At 57.0% G+C, this 26,042-nt stretch carries 23 protein-coding genes; 20 read left to right on the plus strand and 3 right to left on the minus strand.

Translation table 11 applies throughout. The features are described 5' to 3' along the window. The first annotated feature begins 29 nt into the window (after positions 1–29). Positions 30–716 carry a TIGR04219 family outer membrane beta-barrel protein gene (locus WCX18_RS00945; RefSeq protein WP_345988791.1) on the plus strand — a complete coding sequence of 229 codons (687 nt, stop codon included), beginning with the start codon at positions 30–32 and terminating at the stop codon, positions 714–716. On the opposite strand, the gene WCX18_RS00950 is transcribed toward WCX18_RS00945, so the two are convergent. Together WCX18_RS00950 and WCX18_RS00955 are read right to left on the minus strand one after the other, a co-directional pair. Beyond that, positions 713–1,501: a UDP-N-acetylmuramate dehydrogenase gene (locus WCX18_RS00950; protein WP_345988793.1), complete on the minus strand. Its 789-nt coding sequence runs from the start codon at positions 1,499–1,501 to the stop codon at positions 713–715. The two genes, WCX18_RS00945 and WCX18_RS00950, sit on opposite strands and share 4 nt — an antisense overlap. Position 1,502: 1 nt before the next feature. Further along, positions 1,503–2,366 carry an MqnA/MqnD/SBP family protein gene (locus tag WCX18_RS00955; RefSeq protein ID WP_345988795.1) on the minus strand — a complete coding sequence of 288 codons (864 nt, stop codon included), beginning with the start codon at positions 2,364–2,366 and terminating at the stop codon, positions 1,503–1,505. 155 nt (positions 2,367–2,521) lie between these two features. Between WCX18_RS00955 and recA the strand changes: the two genes are divergently transcribed. Genes recA through WCX18_RS00975 form a run of 4 tightly spaced genes read left to right on the plus strand, consistent with a single transcriptional unit; the run spans position 2,522 to position 5,608 of the window. Then, positions 2,522–3,559, plus strand: a complete 1,038-nt coding sequence (gene recA / locus WCX18_RS00960) for a recombinase RecA (RefSeq protein WP_345988797.1) — start codon at positions 2,522–2,524, stop codon at positions 3,557–3,559. Next, positions 3,556–4,824 (plus strand): phosphopyruvate hydratase, encoded by a 1,269-nt coding sequence (eno, locus tag WCX18_RS00965; protein ID WP_345988799.1) that lies wholly within the window; start codon positions 3,556–3,558, stop codon positions 4,822–4,824. Before recA ends, eno begins: the two co-directional genes overlap by 4 nt. Positions 4,825–4,857: 33 nt before the next feature. After that, positions 4,858–5,151 carry a hypothetical protein gene (locus tag WCX18_RS00970; protein WP_345988800.1) on the plus strand — a complete coding sequence of 98 codons (294 nt, stop codon included), beginning with the start codon at positions 4,858–4,860 and terminating at the stop codon, positions 5,149–5,151. Between the two features lie 4 nt (positions 5,152–5,155). After that, a complete protein-coding gene (locus WCX18_RS00975) occupies positions 5,156–5,608 on the plus strand; it encodes an AMIN domain-containing protein (protein ID WP_345988802.1) in 453 nt (150 codons plus the stop codon). Between the two features lie 42 nt (positions 5,609–5,650). Here WCX18_RS00975 and metH read toward each other — a convergent pair whose 3' ends face one another. Further along, a complete protein-coding gene (gene metH / locus WCX18_RS00980) occupies positions 5,651–9,142 on the minus strand; it encodes a methionine synthase (RefSeq protein WP_345988804.1) in 3,492 nt (1,163 codons plus the stop codon). Positions 9,143–9,306: 164 nt separating this feature from the next. Here metH and WCX18_RS00985 point away from each other — a divergent pair, with 164 nt between their 5' ends. The 15 genes from WCX18_RS00985 to rpsI all read left to right on the plus strand — a co-directional run bounded on the left by WCX18_RS00985 (position 9,307) and on the right by rpsI (position 25,910). After that, a complete protein-coding gene (locus WCX18_RS00985; protein WP_345988805.1) occupies positions 9,307–11,877 on the plus strand; it encodes an ABC transporter substrate-binding protein in 2,571 nt (856 codons plus the stop codon). 308 nt (positions 11,878–12,185) lie between these two features. Beyond that, entirely contained in the window at positions 12,186–12,737 is a 552-nt protein-coding gene (locus WCX18_RS00990; protein WP_345988807.1) for a DUF507 family protein, read from the plus strand. Continuing rightward, a complete protein-coding gene (carA, locus tag WCX18_RS00995) occupies positions 12,734–13,861 on the plus strand; it encodes a glutamine-hydrolyzing carbamoyl-phosphate synthase small subunit (RefSeq protein WP_345988809.1) in 1,128 nt (375 codons plus the stop codon). The genes WCX18_RS00990 and carA overlap by 4 nt, the downstream gene beginning before the upstream one ends. A gap of 151 nt (positions 13,862–14,012) precedes the next feature. After that, a complete protein-coding gene (locus WCX18_RS01000) occupies positions 14,013–14,741 on the plus strand; it encodes a sulfite exporter TauE/SafE family protein (RefSeq protein WP_345988811.1) in 729 nt (242 codons plus the stop codon). Positions 14,742–15,009: 268 nt separating this feature from the next. Continuing rightward, positions 15,010–16,488 carry a cytochrome-c oxidase, cbb3-type subunit I gene (gene ccoN / locus WCX18_RS01005; RefSeq protein ID WP_345970350.1) on the plus strand — a complete coding sequence of 493 codons (1,479 nt, stop codon included), beginning with the start codon at positions 15,010–15,012 and terminating at the stop codon, positions 16,486–16,488. 17 nt (positions 16,489–16,505) lie between these two features. Next, positions 16,506–17,198 (plus strand): cytochrome-c oxidase, cbb3-type subunit II, encoded by a 693-nt coding sequence (ccoO, locus tag WCX18_RS01010; RefSeq protein ID WP_345988813.1) that lies wholly within the window; start codon positions 16,506–16,508, stop codon positions 17,196–17,198. Between the two features lie 11 nt (positions 17,199–17,209). Beyond that, positions 17,210–17,425 (plus strand): cytochrome c oxidase, cbb3-type, CcoQ subunit, encoded by a 216-nt coding sequence (locus tag WCX18_RS01015; protein WP_231019724.1) that lies wholly within the window; start codon positions 17,210–17,212, stop codon positions 17,423–17,425. Then, complete coding sequence (locus WCX18_RS01020) at positions 17,426–18,343, plus strand: c-type cytochrome (RefSeq protein ID WP_345988815.1); 918 nt, start codon at positions 17,426–17,428, stop codon at positions 18,341–18,343. 10 nt (positions 18,344–18,353) lie between these two features. Then, on the plus strand, positions 18,354–18,566 hold the full coding sequence (locus WCX18_RS01025; RefSeq protein WP_345985712.1) for a DUF4006 family protein: 213 nt from the start codon (positions 18,354–18,356) through the stop codon (positions 18,564–18,566). Positions 18,567–18,690: 124 nt separating this feature from the next. Continuing rightward, the gene (locus WCX18_RS01030; protein WP_345988816.1) at positions 18,691–19,392 is read left to right on the plus strand and encodes a 3-dehydroquinate dehydratase; all 702 of its coding nucleotides are present in this window, start codon (positions 18,691–18,693) and stop codon (positions 19,390–19,392) included. Then, positions 19,382–19,888, plus strand: a complete 507-nt coding sequence (locus WCX18_RS01035; protein WP_345988818.1) for a FixH family protein — start codon at positions 19,382–19,384, stop codon at positions 19,886–19,888. The genes WCX18_RS01030 and WCX18_RS01035 overlap by 11 nt, the downstream gene beginning before the upstream one ends. 66 nt (positions 19,889–19,954) lie before the next feature. Continuing rightward, positions 19,955–22,291, plus strand: a complete 2,337-nt coding sequence (locus WCX18_RS01040; RefSeq protein WP_345988819.1) for a PD-(D/E)XK nuclease family protein — start codon at positions 19,955–19,957, stop codon at positions 22,289–22,291. Continuing rightward, on the plus strand, positions 22,288–25,002 hold the full coding sequence (locus WCX18_RS01045) for a RecB-like helicase (protein WP_345988821.1): 2,715 nt from the start codon (positions 22,288–22,290) through the stop codon (positions 25,000–25,002). The genes WCX18_RS01040 and WCX18_RS01045 overlap by 4 nt, the downstream gene beginning before the upstream one ends. An 83-nt stretch (positions 25,003–25,085) precedes the next feature. Next, positions 25,086–25,508, plus strand: coding sequence for a 50S ribosomal protein L13 (gene rplM, locus WCX18_RS01050; protein WP_345988823.1), 423 nt, complete (start codon positions 25,086–25,088; stop codon positions 25,506–25,508). A 12-nt stretch (positions 25,509–25,520) separates the two neighbouring features. Next, on the plus strand, positions 25,521–25,910 hold the full coding sequence (gene rpsI / locus WCX18_RS01055; protein WP_345988825.1) for a 30S ribosomal protein S9: 390 nt from the start codon (positions 25,521–25,523) through the stop codon (positions 25,908–25,910). The last annotated feature ends 132 nt before the right edge of the window (positions 25,911–26,042 follow it).

Here is a 26,042-nt window from a genome sequence, read left to right on the forward strand (position 1 = left end):
TTTTTGATAACTTTGTAATAATGGAGTCAATGATGTCTATGAAACTGAAAACGGCGGCGGCACTGGTTGCGGCACTTTTCTCTCTGAACGCGTCGGCGGATTTTTTGCGTGCCGAAGCCGGTATCGGTGCTTTCAATGCTGCCCCCGGCGGTACATTTGAAGACAAAAGCGGTGCCCCCAGCTTTGATCTGAAAGATGATCTTGGAATCGATACGGAGAACGACTTCTATGTCTGGGCCTATGTCAAACACCCGGTACCGGTCATTCCGAACGTCCGTCTGGAGTACCTGAACCTGACGCACAACCCCGATGGGGCCAGCTCGTTCAACGTCAGTGAACTTGACGGGATCCTCTATTACAACATCCTGGACGATACCTTCTTCGTCACCGTCGACATCGGGCTTGATGTCAAATACGTGACCTCGGACAGCAAGGGCTTCGATGATTCGGAGACCCTGGCACTCGCCTATGCCCGTGCACGGGTGGAGCCGCTCGATTCGCTGGGCCTGGAGACCCTGGTCAAGGTGACGAACTACCAGGATAATAAGGGGTACGATTTCCGTATCAAGGCGGACTATACGCTGACGTCCCTCCCCGTCGTCCAGCCGGGGCTGGAGATCGGTTACCGCATCCACAAGGTGCAGTACGCGATCGGCGATTACATCAACAAGGGTGAATACACCGGCGTCTACGGCGGTCTGATGCTGCGCTTCTAAAGCCAGCGTCGGTCGATAATAATCACTTCCCGCTCCAGCAGGATGCCCGTGGCCTCCTGCACGCGCCGCTGCGCCAGTTCCAGCAGCGCCGCGGCTTCTTCAAACGTCCCACTTCCCAGATTGACCAGAAAGTTCGCATGCATGGTGCTGAAGGCCATATCGCCGATGCGGTACCCTTTGAGCCCGACGGATTCGATCAGCCTCCCGGCATAATCTCCCGGCGGGTTTTTAAAGGCGCTGCCGGCGCTGGGGTCGGAGGGCTGGTTGGCTCGCATCTGCTTGAAGAGCTCTATTTTTGACGGGTCGAACCCTGTTTCGATCTCGAAAGTCGCTTCGAAAACGACCTTGTCGATCCCTGTGGTACGGTAGCCGTGGGTGATTGCCGCTTTCGCATGCCAACCGCTCTTTGTACGCAGGGCGATGAGGCGGTTGAAGATCTCGTACTCCTTCAGTCCCGCGTTCATCTTCAGCATGCCGCCGAGGGTGCCCGGAAGGTGGGAGAGAAATTCGAAATGGGCGATATCGTGTTTTTTGCAAAAAGAGACGATCTTGCCGCCGGGGGTCGCGGCCCCGATATGCAAAACACCCTCTTCGATGCGGATAAAATCATAGGTTTTGGAGAGTTTCATCAGCGGGGGGAGCTCCGTACCGAAGAGGACGTTGTTGGCGGCCCCGATCAGGTAGGCACCGTCGGGGTAGTCGTCGCTGTCGATCATGTAGACGTCGGCGACGGGCCCGATACGGATGGAGCTGAGCTTGGCCAGGTCGATCGATTTGTACGGCATGTCAGCTGTGGCGGTAGTCCAGGTACTCGCGGGGGATCGTATACTCCTCGGCCCGGATGGGTGCGTCGTAAAAACCGTGTTTGAAACCGAGTTCGTAAAGCTTGTCGATCGCCTGGTACTGCAGGGGGCTCAGCTCGACGGAGTCGTCGTTGGCATAGAGCTCGAGGTAACGGTCCAGCGTCGGGGCGTCGATGCGTACGAGGTTGTTTTCCAGCAGCAGTTCGCACAGCTCCGCTTTGCGTTCGCGGGCAACGCGGACGGCGTCGGTGAGCGTCTGTTCATACGCGATGGCCGATGTCAGCGGCAGGGATCGCCTGATCGCCATACCTCCCAGCGGCAGCGGAAGGTCGGGACCGGCCAGTTCCTGCCAGACATCCCAAAGCTCGCGTTCGACCTCGAGGCTCTCGTCGAAGGTGAGGATGCTCTCGTGGATGAGCACGCCGGCGTCGACGGTGCCGTTCTTGACGGCTTCCTCAATTTCGAGGAAGTTCATGTAAACGATGCGCGCGTCGGGGTAGGCGATGCGGAAGAGCATCGCATTGGTCGTATAGCGGCCGCTCAGCGCCACTTTGAAGCGGCGTTTGAGCTTCTCGCCTTTGCGTTTGATCAGTTTGGGGCCGTACCCCTCTCCGAAGCTGACGGCGGTTCGCAGCAGGGCGTATTCGTCGCGGATGTGTGGATAGAGGGCGAAGCTGATGGCGGTGATGTCGTAGGTGCCCGCCAGGGCCTCGACGTTGAGGGTTTCGATATCGAGGGGGATGTTGTCGAAGGCAACGTCGGGCTGGGTCACCCATCCGAATTTGACGGCATAGTACATAAAGATGTCGTCGGCATCCGGGGAGTGGGCGATCAGCATTTTTTTCATTAAAGACCCTCGTGTTTTATTACGCCCATTTTAGCCAATGCGCGCTAAAATGCCGGAACGAATCAGACCTGAAAATATGACAGTTTGAAATAATATTTCTAACAAATTTCATATTGTCATAAAATGATCCAAAACGACTAAAGGGTTGTACGCACATGGACGCAAACAAGCAAAAATCACTCGAACTGGCGCTGAAACAGATTGACAAGGCATTCGGCAAGGGGACGCTGATGCGTCTGGGGGACAAGGAGATCGAGCCGATCAGCGCGATCAGTACAGGCTCCATCGGGCTGGACCTTGCCCTGGGGATCAACGGGGTCCCGGAAGGACGGGTCGTCGAGATCTACGGACCGGAGAGCTCGGGGAAAACGACCCTGGCCCTGCAGATCACGTCCGAGGCGCAGAAAAAAGGGGGGATCTGCGCCTTCATCGATGCCGAGCACGCGCTGGATATCGGGTATGCGAAAAACCTCGGTGTCGACGTTGAGAACCTGCTCGTCTCCCAGCCCGATTACGGTGAGCAGGCCCTCGATATCGTCGAGACGCTTGCCCGTTCGGGGGCGGTCGACCTGATCGTCGTCGACTCCGTTGCGGCACTGACGCCGAAGGTGGAAATAGAGGGGGAGATGAACGACCAGCAGGTCGGTGTCCAGGCACGTCTGATGTCCAAGGCGCTGCGGAAGATTACGGGCGTACTGCACAAGATGAACACGACGATCATCTTCATCAACCAGATCCGGATGAAGATCGGTACGATGGGGTACGGTTCACCGGAGACGACGACAGGGGGGAATGCCCTCAAGTTCTATGCTTCCGTGCGCATCGATGTCCGTAAAATCGCGACCCTGAAGCAGGGCGAAAGCCAGATCGGAAACCGTGTCAAAGCGAAGGTCATCAAGAATAAAGTGGCCCCGCCGTTTCGCCAGGCGGAGTTCGATATCATGTTCGGTGAGGGGATCTCCAAAGAGGGCGAATTGGTGGATTATGGGGTAAAACTTGATATAATTGATAAGAGCGGAGCGTGGTTCAGCTACGAAGATGTCAAACTGGGTCAGGGGCGTGAAAACGTCAAGCAAAAGTTTAAAGAGGAACCGGCGCTCGCCATTGAAATCGAGAACAAGATACGTAATGCCATGGGCATGAGCAATATCATGCAGATGGACGAAACCGAAATGAATGAGGTAGATGAATGATTTATATCGATAATGTAACGGCAATGGAGGTGATGGATTCGCGCGGGAATCCGACAGTCAAAGCGACAGTAGAGCTGAGCGACGGCACGGTAGCAAGCGCGATCGTACCGAGCGGTGCCAGTACGGGGAAACGCGAAGCGCTGGAACTGCGCGACGGCGGCGACCGCTACATGGGCAAAGGCGTTCTCACCGCGGTTGAAAACGTCAACACCCAGATTGCCGACGCCATTATCGGTCTGAGCCCGTTCAACCAGGCAATGGTCGATGCCGAGATGAAAGCACTGGACGGGACGGACAACTACTCCAACCTCGGCGCGAACGCGGTCCTCGGCGTCTCCATGGCCATCGCACGCGCTGCGGCGGACAGCCTCGGTATGCCGCTCTACCGCTACCTCGGCGGTGCCAATGCCATGGTCATGCCGGTGCCGATGCTCAACATCATCAACGGCGGTTCCCATGCCGACAACTCCGTAGACTTCCAGGAGTACATGATCATGCCGGTCGGCTTCGAAGATTTCGCCGAGGCGCTGCGGGCGTCTGCCGAGGTTTATCACAATCTCAAGAAGATTCTCAAAGACGCCAACCACAACACGGCGCTCGGCGACGAGGGCGGCTTTGCGCCGGATCTCTCCTCCAACGAGGAGCCGATCCAGGTGATCATGCAGGCGATCGAAAAAGCAGGCTACAAACCGGGTGACGATATCGCGATCGCACTCGACGTCGCGAGCTCCGAGCTGGTCGTCGAAGGCGGTTACCGCCTCGAGTCCGAGAACCGTACCGTCACCTCCGAAGAGCTTGTCGCCTACTATGAAGACCTCTGCAGCAAATACCCGATCGTCTCCATCGAGGACGGTCTGAGCGAAGACGACTGGGAGGGCTGGAAAGTCCTGACGGCGAAGCTCGGCGACAAGGTTCAGCTGGTCGGCGACGACCTCTTCGTTACCAATGCCAATATCCTTGCCCAGGGGATTGAGAAGGGAATCGGCAACGCCATCCTGATCAAGCCGAACCAGATCGGTTCCGTCTCCGAGACGATGCTGACGGTCAGACTGGCACAGCGCAACGGCTACAAGTGTGTTATGAGCCACCGTTCCGGTGAGAGCGAAGATGCGTTTATCGCCGACTTCGCGGTTGCGCTCAACTGCGGTGAGATCAAAACCGGTTCCACGGCACGCGGCGAGCGTACGGCGAAATACAACCGCCTGCTTGAGATCGAAAACGAACTCGTTTACGGCGAATACCTCGGCGCCGCCCTTTTCAGCTAAACCTGTGCCGCCCTTGTGCGGCACTCCCTTGCAATGCAACCTACTGACACACCGACCGGAGAAGACGAGATTGGGTATGCTTCGCCCGACATCGTTGAACGCTACCTCGGATTCAAAACCAAACATTTTCTGCTTGCACTGGCGGGTGTTGTCCTCGGCGCTTTTTACCTGAGCAACCTTCTGTTCGGCAACGCGTCACTTGAAGTCCTGCTCCAGCTGGAAAATTATGAAGGCCATTTGGCGAGTGAAATTGCAAGATTGAAGCAAGAAAATGCGACACTGCAGAAAGAGTATTTCGAACTCAAAGAGCTTGAACCATCGGAGTAAATGTGTGAAACGATTTCTGATCCTGCTGACCTTTGCCGCCGCGACGCTGCTGAGCGGCAGAGAAAACCCTTTTATGCCCTCATCCTCTCTGCCGGAACCTGAACCGGTCACGGCGGTGGAAGCACCGGTTGCGCCGGAACCTTCAGCATCGACGGCAGCGTCTCAGACCGTGAATTTTCAACAGGCGCGATTTCTTTTCACGGAAGGGAACGTCCGGATCGAAAGCCGTGACAGGCTCGCAAAACACTTTGTCATTCGGGAACCGACGCGGATTATTCTGGATTTCGAAGCGAAAACGGACTTTCCGACACGCAAACGTGCACTGGATGTTGCACCGTTCAGCGAGATCCGCATGGGAACGCACCCGGGCTATTATCGCGCCGTCATCGAGTTGACGCGCGCTGCGGATTATACGATCGAACCTTCCAAGTACGGCTACACCCTTATCCTGAAGTAGTCTGCCATCCGTACCCCGCCTTGCTGACGGAGTACTTCTTCCCTAGATGTTGTAGTACGTCGCTTCTTTGTGGTGAACGACGATCGCCGAAGTCGACTGTTCCGGATGGATCTGGAACGTTTCTGATAATTCAATCCCGAACTCCTCCGGCTTCAGCAGATCAAAGAGCGGGCGGTTGAGCTCAAGGTCGGGACAGGCGGGGTAGCCGAAGCTGTAGCGCGCACCCTGGTACCGGTTCATGCGGACATCGGCGAGGGTCGGTCCCTCATCGTCGGCGATATTGAGATCGAGCCGGATCTGTTTGTGCGCGATCTCGGCCAGAGCCTCTGCCAGCTCGACGCCCAGGCCATGGACCTGGTAATACTCGGTGTATTTCCCCGCATCATAGAGCTCTTTTTCATAGGTACTGAGGCGGCTGCCTGCGCTGACACACGTCAGCGCGACGACATCGTGGCGGTCATGGCGGAAAAAGTCGCTGAGTGCACGGTGGGGCTGTTTGCGCTGCCGCGGGAAGGTAAAGGCGCATTCGGCATCACCGATAATCTGCTCCAGCGGCTCGCGACTGGCATCTGCATCGCGGTGCCACCCCTCCGTCTCCGGGAAGACAAGCAGGGTGTTGTCATCGGAACGTGCCGGCCAGTAGCCGTAGAGTACCGTCGGTTCAAAGAGGCCTTCATCCAGGAAGAGCGCTTTGAGCTTCTCGTAGGCAGGCCAGACAAGTTCGTCGAGCTGTTTCTCGTAGGCCTCCTTATCCATTCCCTTCGAACTGTACCCCCAGCGCTGCTTGAAGAGGATCTTGTGGTTGATCCATTCAAAGGCCATGGCCTTCTGCGCTTCGGTCAGCTTCAGTTCACGGCGCCCCCAGAACGGCGGTGTCGGGATGCGGACCTCTCTTGAGGGCATCTTCAGTTCGGAAAACGGCGGGATGACAACAGCCTCTTTCTTGGTCTGATCGGCGATCTCCGGCGCTTCGGGGTGGAGGTTGGTGTCCAGGTTCCCCGCCTCGATGCGGCTCATCGCCGTGACGCCGTCAAAAGCGTCTTTACAGTAGAAGATCGGGCCGTCGTAGCTGGGACGGCAGAAGTCCTCGATAAAGCTGCGCGTAAGCGCCGCCCCGCCCAGCAGGATGGGGACGGTGATCCCCGCCGCTTTCAGCGCTTCGAGGTTCTCTTTCATTACCTGGGTCGATTTGACGAGCAGGCCGCTCATGCCGATGGCGCTGGCGTTGGACTCCTGCAGCGTCTTGACGAAGTTGTCCAGTTCGACCTTGATTCCGAGGTTGATCACCTTGTAGCCGTTGTTGGTGAGGATGATGTCGACGAGGTTTTTGCCGACGTCGTGAACATCCCCTTTGACGGTGCCCAGCACGAGGGTCGTGTCGACAGCTTTGTCGACTTTGGGGAGATAGGGGTTGAGGTGGTCGACGGCCGCTTTCATCGTCTCGGCGCTCTGAAGAACGAAAGGCAGCTGCATCTGCCCCGAACCGAAAAGCTCGCCGACGACCTTCATCGCATCGATCAGGATCTCGTTGACGATCTTTTCCGGGGCGATCTCGTTCCTTGCCGCCTCGACAAGGGGGATCATCCGCTCCTTGTCGCCGTCGAGCAGGAGTTTGGCGATCTTCTCCTCAGTATTGAGAGCATTGTAGGCTTCATCTTCCGCCGCACTGTCGACGGCTTCCTTGTGGCTAAAGTGCTCGATGAAATCAAAGAGCGCCTGCCCGTTAGGTTTACGGTCGAAGAGGAGGTTTTCGCAGGCAGCGAGGTCCTCCTCGTTTATCTTGGCCATCGGGATGATATGTTTGACGTTGATGATGACGGAGGTGAGCCCCGCTTCGATACAGTGGTGCAGGAAAACGGAGTTGAGGTAGGGGCGTGCGTCCTTGTCGAGGCCGAAGGAGATGTTTGAGAGGCCCAGGATCGCCCCGACTTCCGGGTGGCGGGTGCGGAGTTCGCGGATCGCCTCGATGGTCTGGACCGCCGCATCGCGGTACTCCTCGTCCCCGCTGCCCACGGTAAAGGTGAGGACGTCGAAGACGAGGTCCTCTGGGTTGAGACCGTGCTTCTCGGTGGCCAGGGTGTAGATACGCTCGGCCACCTCGAGTTTGCGCTCGACCGTTTTGGCCATCCCCACTTCGTCGATCGTCAGACAGACGAGGGCCGCCCCGTACTTCTTCGCCAGCGAACAGACGGCGTCGAATTTTTCAATCCCGTCTTCGAGGTTGACGGAGTTGATGATCGGTTTACCCCCGATCAGCTTGAGGGCCTCCTCGAGCGCCGGGGTCTGCGTCGAGTCGGGCATCAGCGGCAGCGGGATCTTCTGGGCGTAGAGCCCCATGACTTTGTTCATATCCTTCGTTTCGTCGCGGCCGGCGAAGCCGACGGAGACGTCGAGGACGTGCGCCCCGGCGCGTACCTGCTGCTGGCCGACGCTCAGGGTCCCTTCATAATCCTCATCCAGGAGGAGTTCCCGGAAGGCCTTGGAGCCCGTGGCGTTGGAGCGTTCGCCCACCAGCAGCGGGGCGGGTTCCTGCATCAGCGGAACAGAGTTGAAGAGCGAGGCAAGCGAGGTCGGCTGGGAACCGGAGGGTGCTTTGGGGGTGATGGCATGCACCCGGTCGACGAGTGCCTTGATGTGCTGGGGTGTTGTCCCGCAGCAGCCGCCGAGGAAGCTCACACCGTCGAATGCGAGGAAAGATTCCTGCCGGTCGGCAAACTCGTCGGGTCCCATCGGGTAGTAGGTGTAGCCGCCGCGGTTCTGCGGGAGCCCCGCGTTGGCATGGATGGAAATGGGTTTGCCCCAGACGTCGCTCAAGGCCTTGACGTGCTTGGTGTACTGTTCCGGACCGGTACCGCAGTTGAAGCCCAGCGAGAGGATGTCGAAGGGCTCCATAATGACGGCCAGGGTCTGCGCGTCGGTCCCGATGAGCATGGTACCGGCCAGCTCGATGGTCCCGGAGACCATGACGGGGAGGTCGGTGCCGCGCGAGGCATTGGCCGCCTGGCAGGCGTGCAGGGCCGCCTTGATCTGCAGCGGGTCCTGGCAGGTCTCGAGCAGGAAAACGTCGCAGCCGCCGTCGATGAGTCCCTGGGCACACTCGGTGTACCCTTCGAGCATCTCGTCGTAGTGGATATGGCCCAGGGAGGGGAGTTTCGTCCCCGGACCGATGGAACCGAGCACATAGCGCGGGTGATCGGGGGTGCTGAACTGCTCACACACCTCTTTGACGCGCTGCGCCCCGGCCCTGGAGAGCTCATAGGCGCGGTGCCCGATGCCGTATTCGTCCAGGACCCAGGAGAAAGCGCCGAAGGTGTTGGTCGTGATCATGTCGGCACCGGCGTTCAGATAGGCGTGGAAGATATCGCGCATGATCTCGGGGGCGGTGACGTTGAGGAGCTCGTTACACCCTTCGTTGCCTTCCCATGCCGCCTCGGGGATCTGGTCATGGCGCTGCTGCAGCTGCGTACCCATGGCGCCGTCGATGATAATCGGCCGCCGTTTGATGGTCTCTAGAATAGCGTTTTTTACGGACATGATCTGCTTTTTTTAGGCTTATTTTAGCGCAGGGGAGCATAAAAGCGGATGAGCTTTTGGGGGTGCTTTTTTGACATAATAGAGGCTGTTCCCCCGAAAATCACAAACACGGATGCACTAATCTAAACATTGTCCTGTTAAAATGGTTGGAAAAAAGGTGTTGCATGCGCATCGGTGCGGTTCTCTTTGTGATTCTGCTCTTTTTCCCGCCGCTCTTTGCGCATCAGCATGATGACGACAAAGTGGTGCTGCAGCTGCAGTGGCTGCCCCAGTTCCAGTTTGCCGGCTACTACGTCGCGAAGGAAAAAGGGTTCTACGCCGAGGCGGATCTCGATGTCGAGATCCGGCCGATGACGGCGGAGATGGATGTCGAACGCGAAGTGCTGAGCGGCCGGGCGCAGTACGGGACGGGACGGACATCCCTGCTGGTGAAGTATGACAGGGGTGAACCGCTCGTAGCGATGGCGGCAATCTTCCAAAGTTCTCCAATGGTGCTGCTGGCGCGGGAAGACTCCGGCATCAGGAGCATCGAGGACCTGCGTGGCAAACGGGTCATGATGACCAGCGACGTCCAGACGGCGGCATCGGTCCAGGCGATGCTGCGCAATGCGGGGATGCGGGAAAAGGACCTCAACCTGATTCCCCATACGTTCGACCCCTTATCACTCGAGCGGAATGAAACGGATGCGATGGCGGCCTACTCCGCCAATGAGCCGTTTGTTCTTGCACACCGGGGCCTCAAGACGTTCGCAATCGATCCCAAGGTGGCCGGTTTCGATTTTTACAACGACATCCTTTTTACCTCCCAGGCGGAACTGCAGCAGCACCCGGAGCGCGTCAAACGCTTTTACGAGGCGAGTCTGAAGGGGTGGCGCTACGCCTTTGAACATATCGATGAGACGGCCAGGCTGCTGTTCGAGAAGTACAACGTCCAGCATAAGAGCCTCGAAGCACTGCAGTTTGAAGGAAAGACCCTCAAATCGTTTGCGCTCAGGGAAGATACGCCCATGGGAGATCTAAGCCTGGACCGTCTGTTGGCGATCTACCAGGCCTACACGCTGCTGGGGTATACGAAGGGGAAACGTACCCTGGATGCATTTGTCTATCACCCGGAGCGGCTGCTGCTCACGCCGGAAGAGCAGGCGTGGCTGAAAAAGCACCCGGTCATCAACATCGGCGTGGACTCGGAGTGGCCGCCGGTCGAGTTCCTGTCGCGCAAGGGAGCGTACGGGGGGATCTCCTACGGGTTTATCCAGCGTGTCGCGGAAAAACTGGGGGTGCGTGTAGAACTGCAGCGCAAGCGGAGCTGGCAGGAGGTAGACACGGCCCTGAAACAGCGTGAGCTTGATGTCGTGACCGCCATGATGGCGATGCCCGAAAGGTATGCATACGCAAGCTTCACCCGTCCCTACCTCACACTGCCGATGGTGATCGTCGGCGGCGAATCGTTCCAGTACGTCGGCGGCCTGGCGGCGCTCAAAGGCAAACGCGTCGCCGTCGTCAGGGACTATGCGGCCGACTTCCTCTTGAAACGCGATTTTCCGCAGATCAAACGGGTCCAGGCCGATTCGCTCTCCGAAGCGCTGAAGATGGTCGCTTTCGGAAAGGCCGATGTTGCAGTGGATGCTCTGGCCGTGGCCAGTTACCTGATCGCGAAAGAGGGGCTCAATAACCTCCGTATCGTGGGGCAGACGCCCTACCGCTACGAGATTGCGATGGGGGTCCGCAGCGACTGGTCGATGCTGCAGACGCTGATCCAGCGCGCGCTCGACAGTATCGGGGAGAAGGAGCGCGAAGCGATCTACCGCGAGTGGGTGCCGACGGTCTACAAGCACCAGTTCGACTACGCCCTGCTCTGGAAGATACTGGCCGTTCTCGCCGTCATCGCACTGCTGTTCGGTTACAAGTATATCCGTCTCGAAGAACTGGTGCGGCGCCGTACCAGTGAACTCACCGAACTCAATGCGACGCTGAACGAGCGGATCGAAGAGGCGGTGGGGGAGAACCGGGACAAAGAACGTATGCTGATCCAGCAGGCGAAAATGGCGACCATAGGGGAGATGATCGAATCCATCGCCCACCAGTGGCGCCAGCCGCTCAACGTCATGGGCATCGGCATCGCCAACCTTGATCTCAAACGGCAGCTTGGCACCGTAGACGAGGAGGAGCTTGACAGGCTGATCAATATCGTCCACCGGCAGGTGGAGTACATGTCCCAGACGATCGACGATTTCCGCAACTTTTTCAAGCGGGACAAACAGCTTGAAACCGTCAGCCTGCGTACGCTTGTCGATGAGGTGCTGGGGCTGGTGACGCCGGCACTGGAACAGAAAAAGATCGCCGTCGATGTGGACGTTCCGGAGAGCATCGAGGCGACGCTCTTTCCGAATGAACTCAAACAGGTTATCCTCAACATTGTCAGCAATGCGAAGGATGTCCTGATGCAGCATCCGATCGGAATGAAAAAAATTATGATTGCGGCGGTGGAGCAGGGGGACGCCGTTGTGCTCTCCATTGCAGACAACGGCGGCGGTGTGCCGGAGGAGATCATGGACAAGATCTTCGACCCCTACTTCACGACCAAGTTCGAATCGCAGGGAACGGGGATAGGGCTCTATATGTCGAAAATCATCGTGGAGAAGAACCTCAAAGGGCAGATTTCGGTGGAAAACAGGAACGGAGGCGCAGAGTTTGTGATCCGGCTGCCCAAAGGGGAAAAGACGCGGTCGGCCTGAGTGCTTCGGCGGATTTAATCGACCATCCAGGACGTCGATTGGGTATGGCGGAGGCGCTGCATTTTGTCCCGTTCCGCAGGGCTGAGGTTGGAAGCGGAGCCATCGGTTTTGTGGCTGTAAATCATAGGGTCTCCTTTCAATATGCATAGGGATATGCATTTACCGTGCATGATACTGCGGCCGGGTTAACGCGCTGTTACGGGAAGGTTGCATGTTCTAACCTCCCTGTAATGGAATACCCGCTAAAATAGCGAAAAAATCTGGGTGCACGTTCCTGCAAAAACGGGGCGCCCGCAAGGGTATGGGCTATGAAAGTGACACTCGCGCAGATACCGTTTCTCGCCAACCGCGTCGCCGTCGAACTGGCGCGCAGCGGACTGGTGACGATGACGCAGGGGATGGACCCTATTGTCGCCGAAGCGAAAAAGATACTCGAACAGAGCGTGAAGCAGGAGGCGGCCCTCGAAGCGCGCGTCAAGGAGATCGTCAACGATAACGAGGACGAGATCGATTTCTACCAGGCGGATGACCGCCAGCTCTTCTTCATGATCAAGAAGAAGCTCGCACCCGAGTACGGGGTCATCCTCTCCTATGAGGACCGCTTTTCGGACCTGGCGCACAAGATCCTCGACGCGATCTACGAAGAGGACCTGATGAACTACGACGTCAGCGAAAACCGGCTCAAAAATATCATCTATGACGCGATCACCTCCTTTATCGCGGACAACGATGAGATCGAGCGTGCGGTGAACGAGAAGATGAAGTCGTTCCAGAAACAGCTCATTCCGGGCACGGATGAGTACGAACTGCGGTTTGAAAAACTCTACCGCGAAGAGCTGACCCGGAGGGGGCTTGCATGAAAACAGCATGGATCTATCTTGAAAACGGCACCTATCTCGAAGCGATGAGCTTCGGTGCCGAGACGACGGCGGTCGGCGAGATCGTTTTCAACACCTCGATGAGCGGCTACCAGGAGATTACGACGGACCCCTCCTACGCCGGACAGTTCGTTACGTTCACGATGCCCGAAATCGGCAACGTCGGCGCGAACGCCGAGGATATGGAGAGCACCGCGGCGCACGCGAAGGGGATCATCGTCCGCCAGTACCAGCCGCGCTACTCCAACTTCCGCGCCGAGGAGTCCCTCGACGCCCTGCTGAAGCGCCACGGCGTCATGGGGATCTGCGATATCGATACCCGCTACCTCACCAAGATGCTGCGCAGCGAGGGGGCGATGATGATGGTCGCCTCCACCGAGATCAGCGACAAGGCGGAGCTGAAAAAGGTCCTGGAGGCGTCGCCGCGGATCGAAGAGGTGAACTATATCGAGCAGGTGAGCACCAAAGAGGCCTACAAGCATACGAACGGCACCTACGATGCGGTCAATTTCCGCTACAACGACGCGCCTGAAGTGCAGGCGCGCATCGTCGCAATGGACTTCGGCGTCAAACGCAATATCCTCAACGAGCTGACCCAGGCGGGGATCGCCGTCGAGGTCGTCCCGAACTCCATCGAAGCCGAGACGCTGATCGCGCGCTACGAGGCCAAAGAGATCGACGGTGTTTTCCTCTCCAACGGTCCGGGGGATCCGCTCGTACTGAAACGCGAGCAGGAGACGATCAAGAAACTGATCGCCGCGAAAGTCCCGATGTTCGGGATCTGCCTCGGACACCAGCTGCTCTCCATCTCCCACGGCTACGACACCTTCAAGCTCCGGTTCGGCCACCACGGCGGTAACCACCCGGTGAAGAACGTCAAAACGGGCATGGTCGAGATCACGGCGCAGAACCACAACTACAACGTGCCCGAAAACATTACCGAGATCGCCTCGGTGACGCACACGAACCTCTTTGACGGTACGATCGAGGGACTGCGCTACAACGACGCCCCGATCTTTTCGGTGCAGCACCACCCCGAAGCGAGCCCGGGGCCAAAAGACAGCGAATACGTCTTCGGCGAATTCCTGGCGCTGATGAAGCGCTGAGTTAATGCAGGCCTAACACTCAGAGGCTATACTCAGATATAACAAGATTTAAACAAGGCAAAAGCACCAAGGGTGCGCGGGCCTGCTGCCGAAGCAAACTCAGCGTTAGCGTAGGCAAAAGGGCTTTGCTCTTTTGCCGTATGGAGCGACAGTGACATCGATAGAGTGGACGGCCATCATCACCTTTGCCCTCCTGGGCTCCATCGGCCACTGCATCGGGATGTGCGGGGGCTTCATCGTTACCTACACGACCGCAAAGATCAAACCCCGCTTCTCCAAAACCCAGAGCGCTTTTTATCACTTTCTCTATAATATCGGGCGCGTGACGACCTATACGCTCTTCGGTGCGCTGTTCGGCTATTTCGGTTCGTTCTGGGACGTCAGTCCCCTGGCACGTTCCATTATGTATGCCGTTGCCGGCGTCATGATGATCCTCATGGGGCTCTCTTTTGCCGGGAAACTGAAGTTTTTGACCTCTATCGAAGTTCCGATCACGAACTACAGCTGGTTCAAGCGGGTCTTCACGGCACAGCTGACGTCGGCCACGCCGATGAGTTTTTACATCCTGGGCGTGCTCAACGGCCTTTTCCCCTGCGGTCTTGTTTACACGATGCTCGTCACCGCGACGACGACGCAGTCGGCACTCTACGGTGCCGCCGTCATGGCGATCTTCGGGCTCTTTACGATCCCCACGCTCTTCTCTTTCGCCTATGTCGTGGGGATCTTCTCCCAGACCAAGTTCCGCAGCGTGATGATCCAGCTCGCCGCCGTGACGGTCATCGCTTTCGGCGGCTGGACGCTGATGAAGGCCTACGTCCAGTTAAACAAGTGGTATAATGCCCCGCAGACACAGCTGCAAAATGGCGATTTACCTTCTTAACATGTCAAAATTGGGTTGAATATCGTTATATAAACTATAATTTGATACGATTTTACCCACGAAGATGAAATAAAACTTAAAAATTTCGTCAAACTGTCAATATCTCTCACATTTTAAAAAATTTAAGATTCATTAAATATTTCCACTGTTAATATGATGGGGTCAAATAGTCTCGGGAATGGAGCATCTGCAAAACCGAAAGTATGCTTGCGGTTTTGCAGGTGCCCGTCCGGGGCCTTTTACGCTTTGAAATCTAAGGAGGCTTGTAATGGAAAATCGTCCATTGGAGTACGACTATACAATTGCCAAATTGTGGATGTTTATGACAATTGTATTGGGTATTGTCGGAATGCTTATCGGTGTCATCCTGGCATGGGAACTGGCATTTCCGAGTGTGAACCTGATTGCCGGGGAAGGGCTCGCTGAGTTTACGAACTTCAGCCGTCTGCGCCCGCTGCATACAGATGCGGTCATTTTCGGGTTTACGGTTAGCGGTATCATGGCGACGTGGTTCTACGTCGGTCAGCGTGTACTGAAGGTGTCTATGGCGGAATCGAAGTTCTTGATGGTAACAGCAAAACTTCAGTTCGCCCTCTATCTTCTCGCGGTCGTTGCGATCGTCGGTTCACTGCTTTTGGGGATCACGACGTCAAAAGAGTATGCAGAGTTTGAATGGCCGATCGATATCCTGATCGTTGTCATCTGGGTCCTGTTCGGTATTCAGATCTTCGGTCTCATCGGTATCCGCCGCGAGAAATCGCTGTACATCTCTGTCTGGTACTACATTGCAACTTTCCTCGGTATCGCTATGCTTTACCTCTTCAACAATATGGAAGTTCCGACAGCGCTGGTTTCCGGTGCAGGTGCATGGTACCACTCTGTTTCCATGTATGCGGGTACGAATGACGCCCTTGTTCAGTGGTGGTACGGTCACAACGCGGTTGCCTTCGGTTTTACGGTACCTATCGTTGCAATGATCTACTACTTCCTCCCGAAAGAGTCCGGCCAGGCAGTTTATTCCTATAAACTCTCCCTGCTCGCATTCTGGGGTCTGATGTTCGTCTACCTCTGGGCCGGCGGTCACCACCTGCTCTTCTCTACGGTTCCTGACTGGATGCAGACCATGGGTTCTGTTTTCTCTGTCGTCTTGATTCTGCCGTCTTGGGGTTCTGCGATCAACATGCTCCTCACGATGAAAGGTGAGTGGAACCAGGTTGCGACCAACCCGCTGATCAAGTTCATGGTTCTTGCGTCTACGTTCTATATGTTCTCTACGCTCGAAGGTCCGATCCAGGCGATCAAATCTGTTAACGCACTGGCGCACTTTACTGACTGGATCGTCGGTCACGTACACGACGGTGTTCTCGGTTGGGTCTCCTTCATGATCATTGCAGCACTCCTGCATATGGCACCGCGTGTTTACAAGCGCGAGATCTACTCCAAGTCTCTGATGAACACGCAGTTCTGGATCCAGACACTGGGTGTTGTCCTGTACTTTACTTCTATGTGGATTGCAGGTATTACGCAGGGTATGATGTGGCGTGCACACGATGAGTTCGGTAACCTCGCTTACTCTTTCATCGATACCGTTACAGTCCTGCACCCGTACTACACGATCCGTGCTGTAGGTGGTACACTCTACTTCCTCGGTATGTTCATGTGGGCATGGAATATGTACAAAACTGCGACTGCCGGCCGCCGTGTTGAAGAGAGCGAACTGCAAAGCGCTTCGCCGATGGCAGCGTAAGAAAGAAGGAGGGAAATATGTTTCACTGGTTAGAAAAGCATCCGTTCTTTTTTGCGGTAGCCGTTTTTGTCACGATTGCGTTTGCAGGTCTCATCGAGAACCTGCCGAACTTTGCGGAAGCTTCACAGCCGACGATCGGTACGAAACCGTACTCGACGCTGGAGCTGGCAGGCCGCCATGTTTATATCAAGAACAGCTGTAATGCATGCCACTCTCAGCTGATTCGTCCGTTTAAATCCGAGACTGACCGCTACGGTCACTACTCCCTCAGCGGTGAGTATGCGTATGACCGTCCGTTCCTCTGGGGTTCCAAGCGTACAGGTCCGGACCTGATGCGTGTCGGTAACTACCGTACGACAGACTGGCATGAGAACCATATGAAAGATCCTGCAGCGATCGTTCCAGGTTCCATCATGCCGGCGTACCGCTGGATGTTCAAAAACCTGGCGGACATCGACACCGCTTATGCGGAGCAGGTCACGGTCAACAAGGTGTTCAATGTACCGTACAACAAGCCGATCCCGACTGCGGACGGCGGAACGGCAACAGTCAAACTGGCCGGTTCACTTGACGGTGCGAAAGCCGATGCGCTTGCCGAAGCCAAGATGATTGCAGCAGACATGAAAGATCAGGATGTCAAAGATATGGTCGCCAACGGCCAGGTCCCTGAGATTGTTGCGCTGATTGCATATCTGAACAGCCTTAAGTAAGGATGTAGCGCGTGGATGTCAACACCTTTTCGGCGTACGCCTACTTTTTCTTTACGGTGTTCCTGGTGGTAGTGCTCTATAGCTACATCTACCACCTCTACAGCAGCGAGAAGAAGGGCCGTCGCAATTACGAGAAGTATGGTGATATGGCGCTCAATGACGACATTACCGATAATCCGGTAGAAAGCGTCTCGGAAAACGAAGAGACGAAAAAAGAGGAGGCATAAATGAATAAGCTGTATATCTTAGGTGCCCTGTTCATCGTGGTCCTGCTTGGATTTACATGGCAAATGGCCGGCGGCGATCTCGGCGGCAAGGACTATATGGGTGCACTGGCGCTTCTGGGGGCGGCTGCAACGGCGATCATCGCGGTTGTTGTCGTTACCAAGTACGTCCGCCAGATGCAGACCGATACTGCGACAGGTGAGCTTGCAGAAGAGAACTGGGACGGCATCGGTGAGTATAAAAACGAACTGCCGTTCGGTTGGGCGATCATCTTCGCCGGTCTGGTAATCTGGGCCGTTTGGTACTTTGTTGCCGGTTACCCGGTCAACGCCTATTCACAGATCGGCGAGTACAACGAAGAAGTTGCGACTCACGATGCGGAATTCAATGCGAAGTACGCGGACATGGGCGAGGAAATGAAGGTTGAGATGGGGAACTCCGTCTTTATCGTCCAGTGTGCACCGTGTCACGGTCTTGCGGCGGACGGTATCGACGGCAAAGCGGCAAACCTGAACCAGCGCCTGGAAGTTACCACGGTCAAATACGTGATCGAAAACGGTTCCAACAACCAGCTGCTCGGTACGGAAATGCCGATGCCGGACCGCAACGGTCTGTTCAATGCGAACACCGGTGCGCTGATCACGGATGCGGAGATCGATACGGTTTCCAAATACGTTGCTAACGGCATGAAAGGCGCGGGTGCCGATATCTTCGCCGGTACCTGTGCGGCTTGCCACGGTGCGGACGGTATGGGTCAGCCTTACGTCGCTCCGAGCGTTGCGACGTTCACGCCTGAACTGGTAATCAATGTTCTGAACCACGGTAAGAAGGGTGCGATCGGTGCAATGCCGGCGTTTGCCAACCTGACTGACGTTCAGAAAGAAGCGCTGGGTGCATACGTTACCAGCCTGAGTAAATAAGGAGCGAGAGATGGAAAATACGAATAGAGGTGTTTTCGCGCTTGACGGCGTCACCGGTATGCTCATCGCAACGGTCCTGCTCCTTGGTATCCTGGTGTATCTTACGATGATGGCACTGGGAGCTCAGCAGGCCAACGCGGACAAGTTCTACAAAATTGAGAACGAGAAGTCGATCCAGATGATCAACAAAGAGAACGCGGCAAAACGCGTTATGGTTAACTGAGAGGAGGGGCAAATGAAAATTGATATGAACTTTATCATCACGGCGCTGCTCGTTGTCAGCGCGGCAGTCACCCTCTGGGCGGTATTGACGCCGAACCATCTTTTCGTCGGTTAAGGAAACTTAATTGATCTTCACACGAGGGCTGGCGGCCCTCATCCTCACGCTTTTTATCTCTCTTAGTCTCCATGCAGAATTTTTATATAAAGACGATGTCGTCCATAACGACCTGTTTGCCAAGCAGATTGAATCGTACGGTGCGGAGCTTTATGCGAAAACAGGTGTATCGCTCTACCTGGTCATGCTGCGCGACCTGGACGAGAACCAGACGATTGCCGATTTCGGGAAATCATTGGCAGGCGAACTTCAGGAGCCCTACGTTGTGTTGGCATTTGTAGAACAGCGCAAAGATGTCGAGATTTTCGCACAACCGTCGTCATTATATAAGGATTTCAAGCGCAAGCAGGTTCTCAGTCCGAACGCAACGTTCGCTGACGCTCTGATCAGTGCCGTGATGTTCGCCCGCACCTGGGAAAACTACAATGAAATCATGGACAACTACGGCGGTACAATCCTGCCGATTCTTGGCCAGAAAACGAAAGGCGCGGATACAGTCAAAAAATACTCCGTCGCAATGTACAACGGCTATGCGGATATCGCTGACCAGATCGCCGCGACCCGCAAGGTAGAGCTTAGTACATCCGCAGGAAACGAAGGTAAAATTTTTCTCGACCTTCTGCGTTTGGTCTTTTATGGCATCATTCTTTACGCACTTATAATCTTTATAAGAAACAAGATGAGAAAAAGGAAACAGACCGATGAGCAGTAATCCCGGAAGAAAGTGGCCATGGATCGTTGTCGGAGGCATCCTTGGTGTCGTGGGTCTGAGCTACTGGACGGTCAAGATCGCTCTGGACAACCCGGTGCAGATGAGTGATCTCGATATGCAGGATTATCGTCATTTCGAACACGACGCCAATGCGATCATCCGCAACAAGATCGCCTTTGACAAGAAATATGAGCTCACCTACGTGACGGAAACGTTCAAAGCTGACGGGGCGACGGTGAAATTCAGACTGCTGACCCGCGACGGCACGCCTGTCGACGACGCCAACATCACGCTGCGCCTGACCCGCCCCGGTACCCACGAGTTTGACATGCCCGTCGGCATCGGGACGGTTGACGGGGGTATCTACACCTTCGAGACGGTCACCCTCCCCAAAGAGGGGCGATGGGATATCCTGGCACAGGTGAATATCGGCGAGGCGAAACGTTACCTCAACCTCAAGGCGGATACCCGCTATCCCAACGTCTTCGAATACTGACGCCAAGACATCTTTTCCCCTTTTTCAGAACGGTAGCGTTATACTCCTAGGCAAAAAGGGGGCCCTGTGACGACGGTACTGCCGACCTCCCGCGCTATCCGAGAACAGCAGCTCGGGATGCGCACCCAGAATGCCTTTCTGCAGCGCTTTATGACCATGGGCGAACTGATGGCACGGGCGGTGGTCGTCGAGGGGTACGGGAGCGTGGACCCCGACACCCGGACACTGACCCTGCTGGAAGCGGCCGATTTCGATGCCTTTTCCGAGCTCAAGATCGAGCGTAACTTCTTTACATTCACCCGCAACGCTTCTTACCTGTTCCGTTTTTTCGAAGAGCTCTCCGGTGAACTTGTCGATATCGACGCACTTGACACGGCCGATACCTACGGGGATTTCGCCGAACATATCGGCATTTTGAAACTGCTGCGCGAGCGCTACCGCGCGCTCTGTATTGAGCGCAGGATCCTCGACCGCATCTTCGTCCCGGAGCTGTACCGGCTCAACCGCGCCTGGGTAGAGGGGCAGGGGGCCATGGAGGTGGTGGCCGAAGGCTACCTGACGAATTTCGAGCTGCAACTGCTGCGGGAGATGGCGTCGTTGGTACCGCTCACGCTGCGTTTCGACGCGACCCCCTACAACGGCAAAATGCAGCAGAAACTCGCCGCGCTCGGGGTGGAAACCGAGGCGGGGCAGCAGTACGTGATTGCCCTCGATACCCTGCGTATAGAGGAGACGCTGCCGCTGCCGAATGATGCGCGTATCCAGGCGATGCCGCTCTCGGAGCGTATTCTGCAGACGGCCTTTATCAAGCAGAAGGTGTTCGAGATGATCGGGGAGGGGATCCCTCCGGAACGGATCGCCGTCGTGCTCCCGGATGAGGGGTTCGTCCCGCTGCTGCGGGGGTTCGATGCGGAGGGTAATTTCAACTTCGCGATGGGCGAAGGGCTGCAGGAGAGTCTCTTTGTGCGGCGATGCGAAGCCCTGATGGCCTATGCGGAGCATCCCGGTGTCGAGAATACGATGCGGCTTGAACGGCTTTTCGGCGAGGGTTACCGGGCGATCAGCGGCGCCTACAGCGACGGCTGCGACAATGCGCGTTTTACGGAGGTGACGGAGGCCCTGCTGGAGGGGGAAACGGAAGCGGTCGCCGCCGTGGTACGCGAAGAGCGTTTCTATTTCGAGCGGCTGATCCCGAGGCTGGGGGAGAGCTCGCTGCGCTCCCTGCTGCATCTCTTCGTCAACCGGGTCCGGGGGCGCAGCCTGGATGACGTGCGGGGCGGCAAGGTCACTGTGATGGGGGTGCTTGAAACACGGGCCTGCACGTTTGATGGGGTGATCATCGTCGATTTCAACGACGCTTTCGTCCCCCACCGAAGCGACAAGGACCTCTTCATCAACTCCGTGGTCCGCGGACGGGCGGGGCTTCCCACGACGGCGGAGCGCGAGGCACTGCAGAAGCAGTTCTACTACCAGCTCATCTCCCGGGCTAAACGGGTGGAGATCAGCTACGTTTCCAACGAAACGACCCTGCCGAGCCGTTTCCTCAAAGAGATGGGCATTGAAACGGGGCGGCGCTACGCTGATGATGCCTGGGCGGATATTCTCTTTACCCGTACACCGAAGCGTACGCTGCCCGTCGAAGCGATCGAGGCGGATTACGATTTTACGGCGCGCCCACTCTCGGCCACGGCCCTGAAAGCCTTCCTGGAGTGCCGCCGCCGTTTCTACCACCGCTACGTCGCCGCCGTAGCGCCGCACGAGCTGCCGCGGGAGATGCCCGAGGAACATGCAATCGGCAACGCGCTCCATAATGCCCTGCGCGACGTCTATGCAGAGCAGGAGGCTTTCAGCGATGCCAAAACGCTCAAGGCCGCCGTCGCCCAGGCCCTCGCATTTCACAGCGGCAGCACGCCGCTGGAGCGCTTCCTGGAGCAGCTGTGGCTCAAGAAGCTCGAACCGTTTTTCGAACGGGAGATCAACCGTTTTGCCGAGGTACGCGTCAAGGCGTGCGAAACGAAGCTGTCGATGGGGTATGGCGGGCTGACGCTCGAGGGGAGGATCGACCGGATCGACCGCGGGCCGGAGGGGTTGGAAGTGCTCGATTACAAAAGCGGGAAGTACCCGCTCTACACGGTCAAAAGCGTCGAAAACGCCTCGGATTTCCAGCTGGAGTTCTATGCCCTGCTGGCTGAACAGCTGGGCGAGGTCGACTACGCGGGCTACTACGACCTGAACAGCGGGGAGATCGTTCGCGACCCGCTTCACGGGCGCAAGCGCGAACTGCTGGACGGGCACCTGGAGATGCTCCGCGATACGAAGCGTTTTAGTTTCGATATGACCGATGAGCTCTCGTCGTGCCGTTTCTGCGACTATGCGCACCTCTGCCAAAGGGAGATGCAGTGAGCGGGTTCGTTCCTTTCCAGGCCCTGATGGCCAGCGCCGGCAGCGGCAAGACCTTCAGCCTCGTCGTGCGCTATCTCAGCCTGCTCTTCATGGGGGAGAGCCCCGACGAGATCGTGGCGCTCACCTTTACGAACAAGGCGGCCAACGAGATGCAGGAGCGTCTGATCGAAGCGCTGACGCATCTGCACGAACGGGATGAGCTGAAAGAGATTGCCGTGCTGTGCGGCACGGACGAGGTGGCGATACTGCAGCGGCGTCCCGAGGTACTGAAACGTCTCCTCGGCGCCGATACGAAGGTGATGACGATCGACAGCTTCTTCGCGCGCATTCTGCGCAAGTTCGCGCTGCATGCGGGGATCATGCCGAACTTCGGCACCTTTGAGGCGCAGCACGAACTGAAGGTGATGGCGCGTTTTCTGAAGCTCTGCGAGATCGAGGGGAAGGAGAGTACCCTGGTGGCGATGGCACAGATCAGCGCGAAAAGGGTCAGCGACATCTTCGGGCTGCTTGATGACCTCTATGCGAAGGCGCCGCAGCTGCGCCACCTGCAGTTCGCGGCGGAGGCGATGGCCCCACACGAAGCGCTGGCGATGGCGCTGCATGCACAGCTGGTCAAACTGTTTGAGGGCAAGGCGCTGAGCGACCGGGGGCGCAAAGCGCTGGAAGCGGAGAGCGTCGAGGCGCTGATCGGCAAAACCTGGACGGCAAAAGCGTCCCTGGAGTACTGGGACTTCAAAAAACACTATGAGCCGCAGATGGACGTGCTGCTGCGGCAGCTGCAGGAAGCGCTTCAGGGGTATATGCAGGCGAAAGAGCAGACCTTCTTCGCCCACCTTTTCGAGCTGCTGGACCTCTACAAGAGTGCGAAGCTCACCGTGGCCAAAGAGGACAACGAGCTCAGCTTCGACGATATCACGGCCCTGGTCTACTACCTGCTGGGCGAGCGGATCGACCGGGAGTTTCTCTATTTCCGCCTCGACAGCCATATCTCCCACCTGCTGCTCGACGAGTTCCAGGACACCTCCGTCCTGCAGTTCGAGATTTTGGAGCCGCTGGTGGAGGAGATGGTCTCGGGCAGCGGGGTGCGTGAACACCACTCCTTCTTCCTCGTCGGGGACGTCAAACAGTCCATCTACCGATTCCGCGGCGGCACCAAGGAGCTGTTCGGGGCCGTGACGGGGCGCTACGGGCTCACGGTCGACTCCCTGCGCACCAACTGGCGCAGCAGCGTCAATGTCGTCACCTTCGTCAACGACACCTTCCGCGAACGCATCGGCGGCTACGAAGACCAGCTCACCAAGCCGGGGGCGCGTCCGGGCTACGTCGAGATCGTCGAGGACGAAACACCGCTGGAGGCAATGACGGCCGTGGTGGAGCGGCTGCTGGCCCTGGGGGCCGCCCCCGGGGAGATCGCCGTACTGACGGCGACGAACAAGGACGGAGGCGCCGTCCAGGAGACGCTGAACGCCCGGGATATCGACGTCGTGACGGAGACGACTTCGCGGCTGACCGCGCAGCGGCGGGTCCGCGCGGTGATCGAGTACCTGAAATACTGCTATTTCGATGCGACGATCTATGCGCGCAACTTCTGCGCCCTGGCCGATATCGCGGTGCAGCCGCTGCCGCGCCCCGTACGTGCCTTCGACGCCCCTGCTGAAGCCGTGCGGGAGGTGATATCGCGCTTCGGGCTCTTTGACGGGGACCTGAACATCGTCCGTTTCCTGGAGGTGCTGGAGCGGTTCCGGGATCTGGAGGCCTTTTTGTTCGAGTACGAGCGTATCGATACGAAGGCCGTCACCCAGGAGCGCGAAGGGGTGCGGGTTCTGACGGTCCACAAGTCCAAGGGGCTGGAGTACCCTTATGTCATCGTACTCGACCGTCTGGGACGCAAAAAAGCCGATACGGCTCCGATCCTCTACGCCTACGAAGGGGTGGCGCTGCGCACGCTGTTCCTGCGCCAGAGCAAGCGTGCCGAGTTCGACCCGGCATATGCCGCGGCGCTGGAGCAGGAGTCCGCGCTGGCCGATGACGACGCGCTCAACGCCCTCTATGTCGCCTTTACCCGCGCCCGGGAAAATCTCTATATCGTCCGCAAGCCCAAGGAGTCGATGTTCGGGCGGCTGGCGCTCTCCCCGATGACGCTGGGCGCGGAAGGGATTGCCGCCGCCGCCCCGGCACAGCCGGAAGCGCCGCGCGATATCCCCTATACGCCGCTCTCCCTCGGGCGGCAGACAGAGGTGATCTCGGCTGAAAAAGCGGCCGCCGCCGAGGAGCCCTTTGCCGTGACGTTCGGACTGGCGATGCATTATGCCCTGGAGATGATGGCCGTCTTCGAACCCGGGGCTCTGGAGGCGGCGATGACCGCCGTCACCAACCGCTACGGCGCGCTGCTCGATGCCGATGTGTTCGAGACGATCCGCCGACGCATCACCCGCCTGCTGGGCGATGAAACCTTCCGTGGTCTTATCGGCGGAGAGATCGCCAGGGAACAGCCGCTGATGTATGAGGGGGAGCTGCGCTACCTCGACCTGCTGGTACGGCAGGAGGAGCGCTGGGTCGTCATCGATTACAAGAGCGCGCGCCGTTTTGAGTCCGAACACCGTGAACAGGTCGGCTTCTACGTCAAAGCCGTCCGGGCGATCACGGCGATGCCGGTGGAGGGGTACCTCTGTTATGTGCTGGAAGAGGGAGTGGAGATCGTCAGGGTATGACCCTTATACATAACTTAAATTAAGCAATAAATAAGTTTAAACGGGTATACTTTCGCACTTTTATATTCACTAAGGGTCGCAAGATGAAATTTACGAAAATTGCATCGCCTGAGCAGATCGAGCGCAACTGGGTGCTGATCGATGCTGAAGGCAAAACATTCGGCCGTCTGATCACGGAAGTCGCGACGCGTCTTCGCGGGAAAGACAAGCCATATTTCACACCGAACATTGACTGCGGCGACTACGTCGTTATCATCAACGCTTCCAAAGCGAAGTTCAACGGTGCGGGCAAAGTCGCAAACAAAGAGTACTTCACGCACAGCGGTTACTTCGGTAGCACAAAGAGCGTCAAGATGACCGAGCTTCTCGAGAAGAACCCGGAAAAACTCTACAAGCTGGCTACACGCGGTATGCTTCCGAAAACGAAGCTCGGCCGTGCAATGCTGAAAAAACTCAAAGTCTATGCAGGCGCGGAACACCCGCACACTGCACAGATCGCTAAGTAAGGATACTGAATCATGGCAAAAACATACGCAACTGGACGCCGCAAGTCTTCCATCGCAAAAGTATGGCTGACGCCGGGTACGGGCAAGATTACCGTAAACGGTCTCTCCCTTGATGCCTGGCTGGGCGGTCTCGAAGCAAAAAAACTGCGTGTCAAGCAGCCGCTGGCACTGACGAAGCAGGACAGCTCTGTCGATATCGTCGCCACAACACTCGGCGGCGGTTTCGGCGGCCAGGCCGACGCGCTTCGCCACGGGATCTCCCGTGCCCTCGTCAAATACGACGAGACTTTCCGTGCGGTCCTTAAACCGGCGGGTATGATGACACGTGACTCACGCGTCGTCGAACGTAAGAAACCGGGTAAACGCAAAGCACGCCGTTCACCGCAGTTCTCCAAGCGTTAACGCTTATTCTGTCCCTTCGGGGCAGACCTTCATTTTTCCATACTTTTCTTCACAAAACATTCAACTTTTTTTATTTTTCTTTCCTTTTCCCTTTCGTTAGAATCTGCACACTTTTTTCCAAGGGTGGGTATT

The sequence above is a fragment of the Sulfurimonas sp. HSL1-2 genome (assembly GCF_039645565.1).
In the GTDB taxonomy this organism is placed as follows: Bacteria; Campylobacterota; Campylobacteria; order Campylobacterales; family Sulfurimonadaceae; genus Thiomicrolovo; species Thiomicrolovo zhangzhouensis.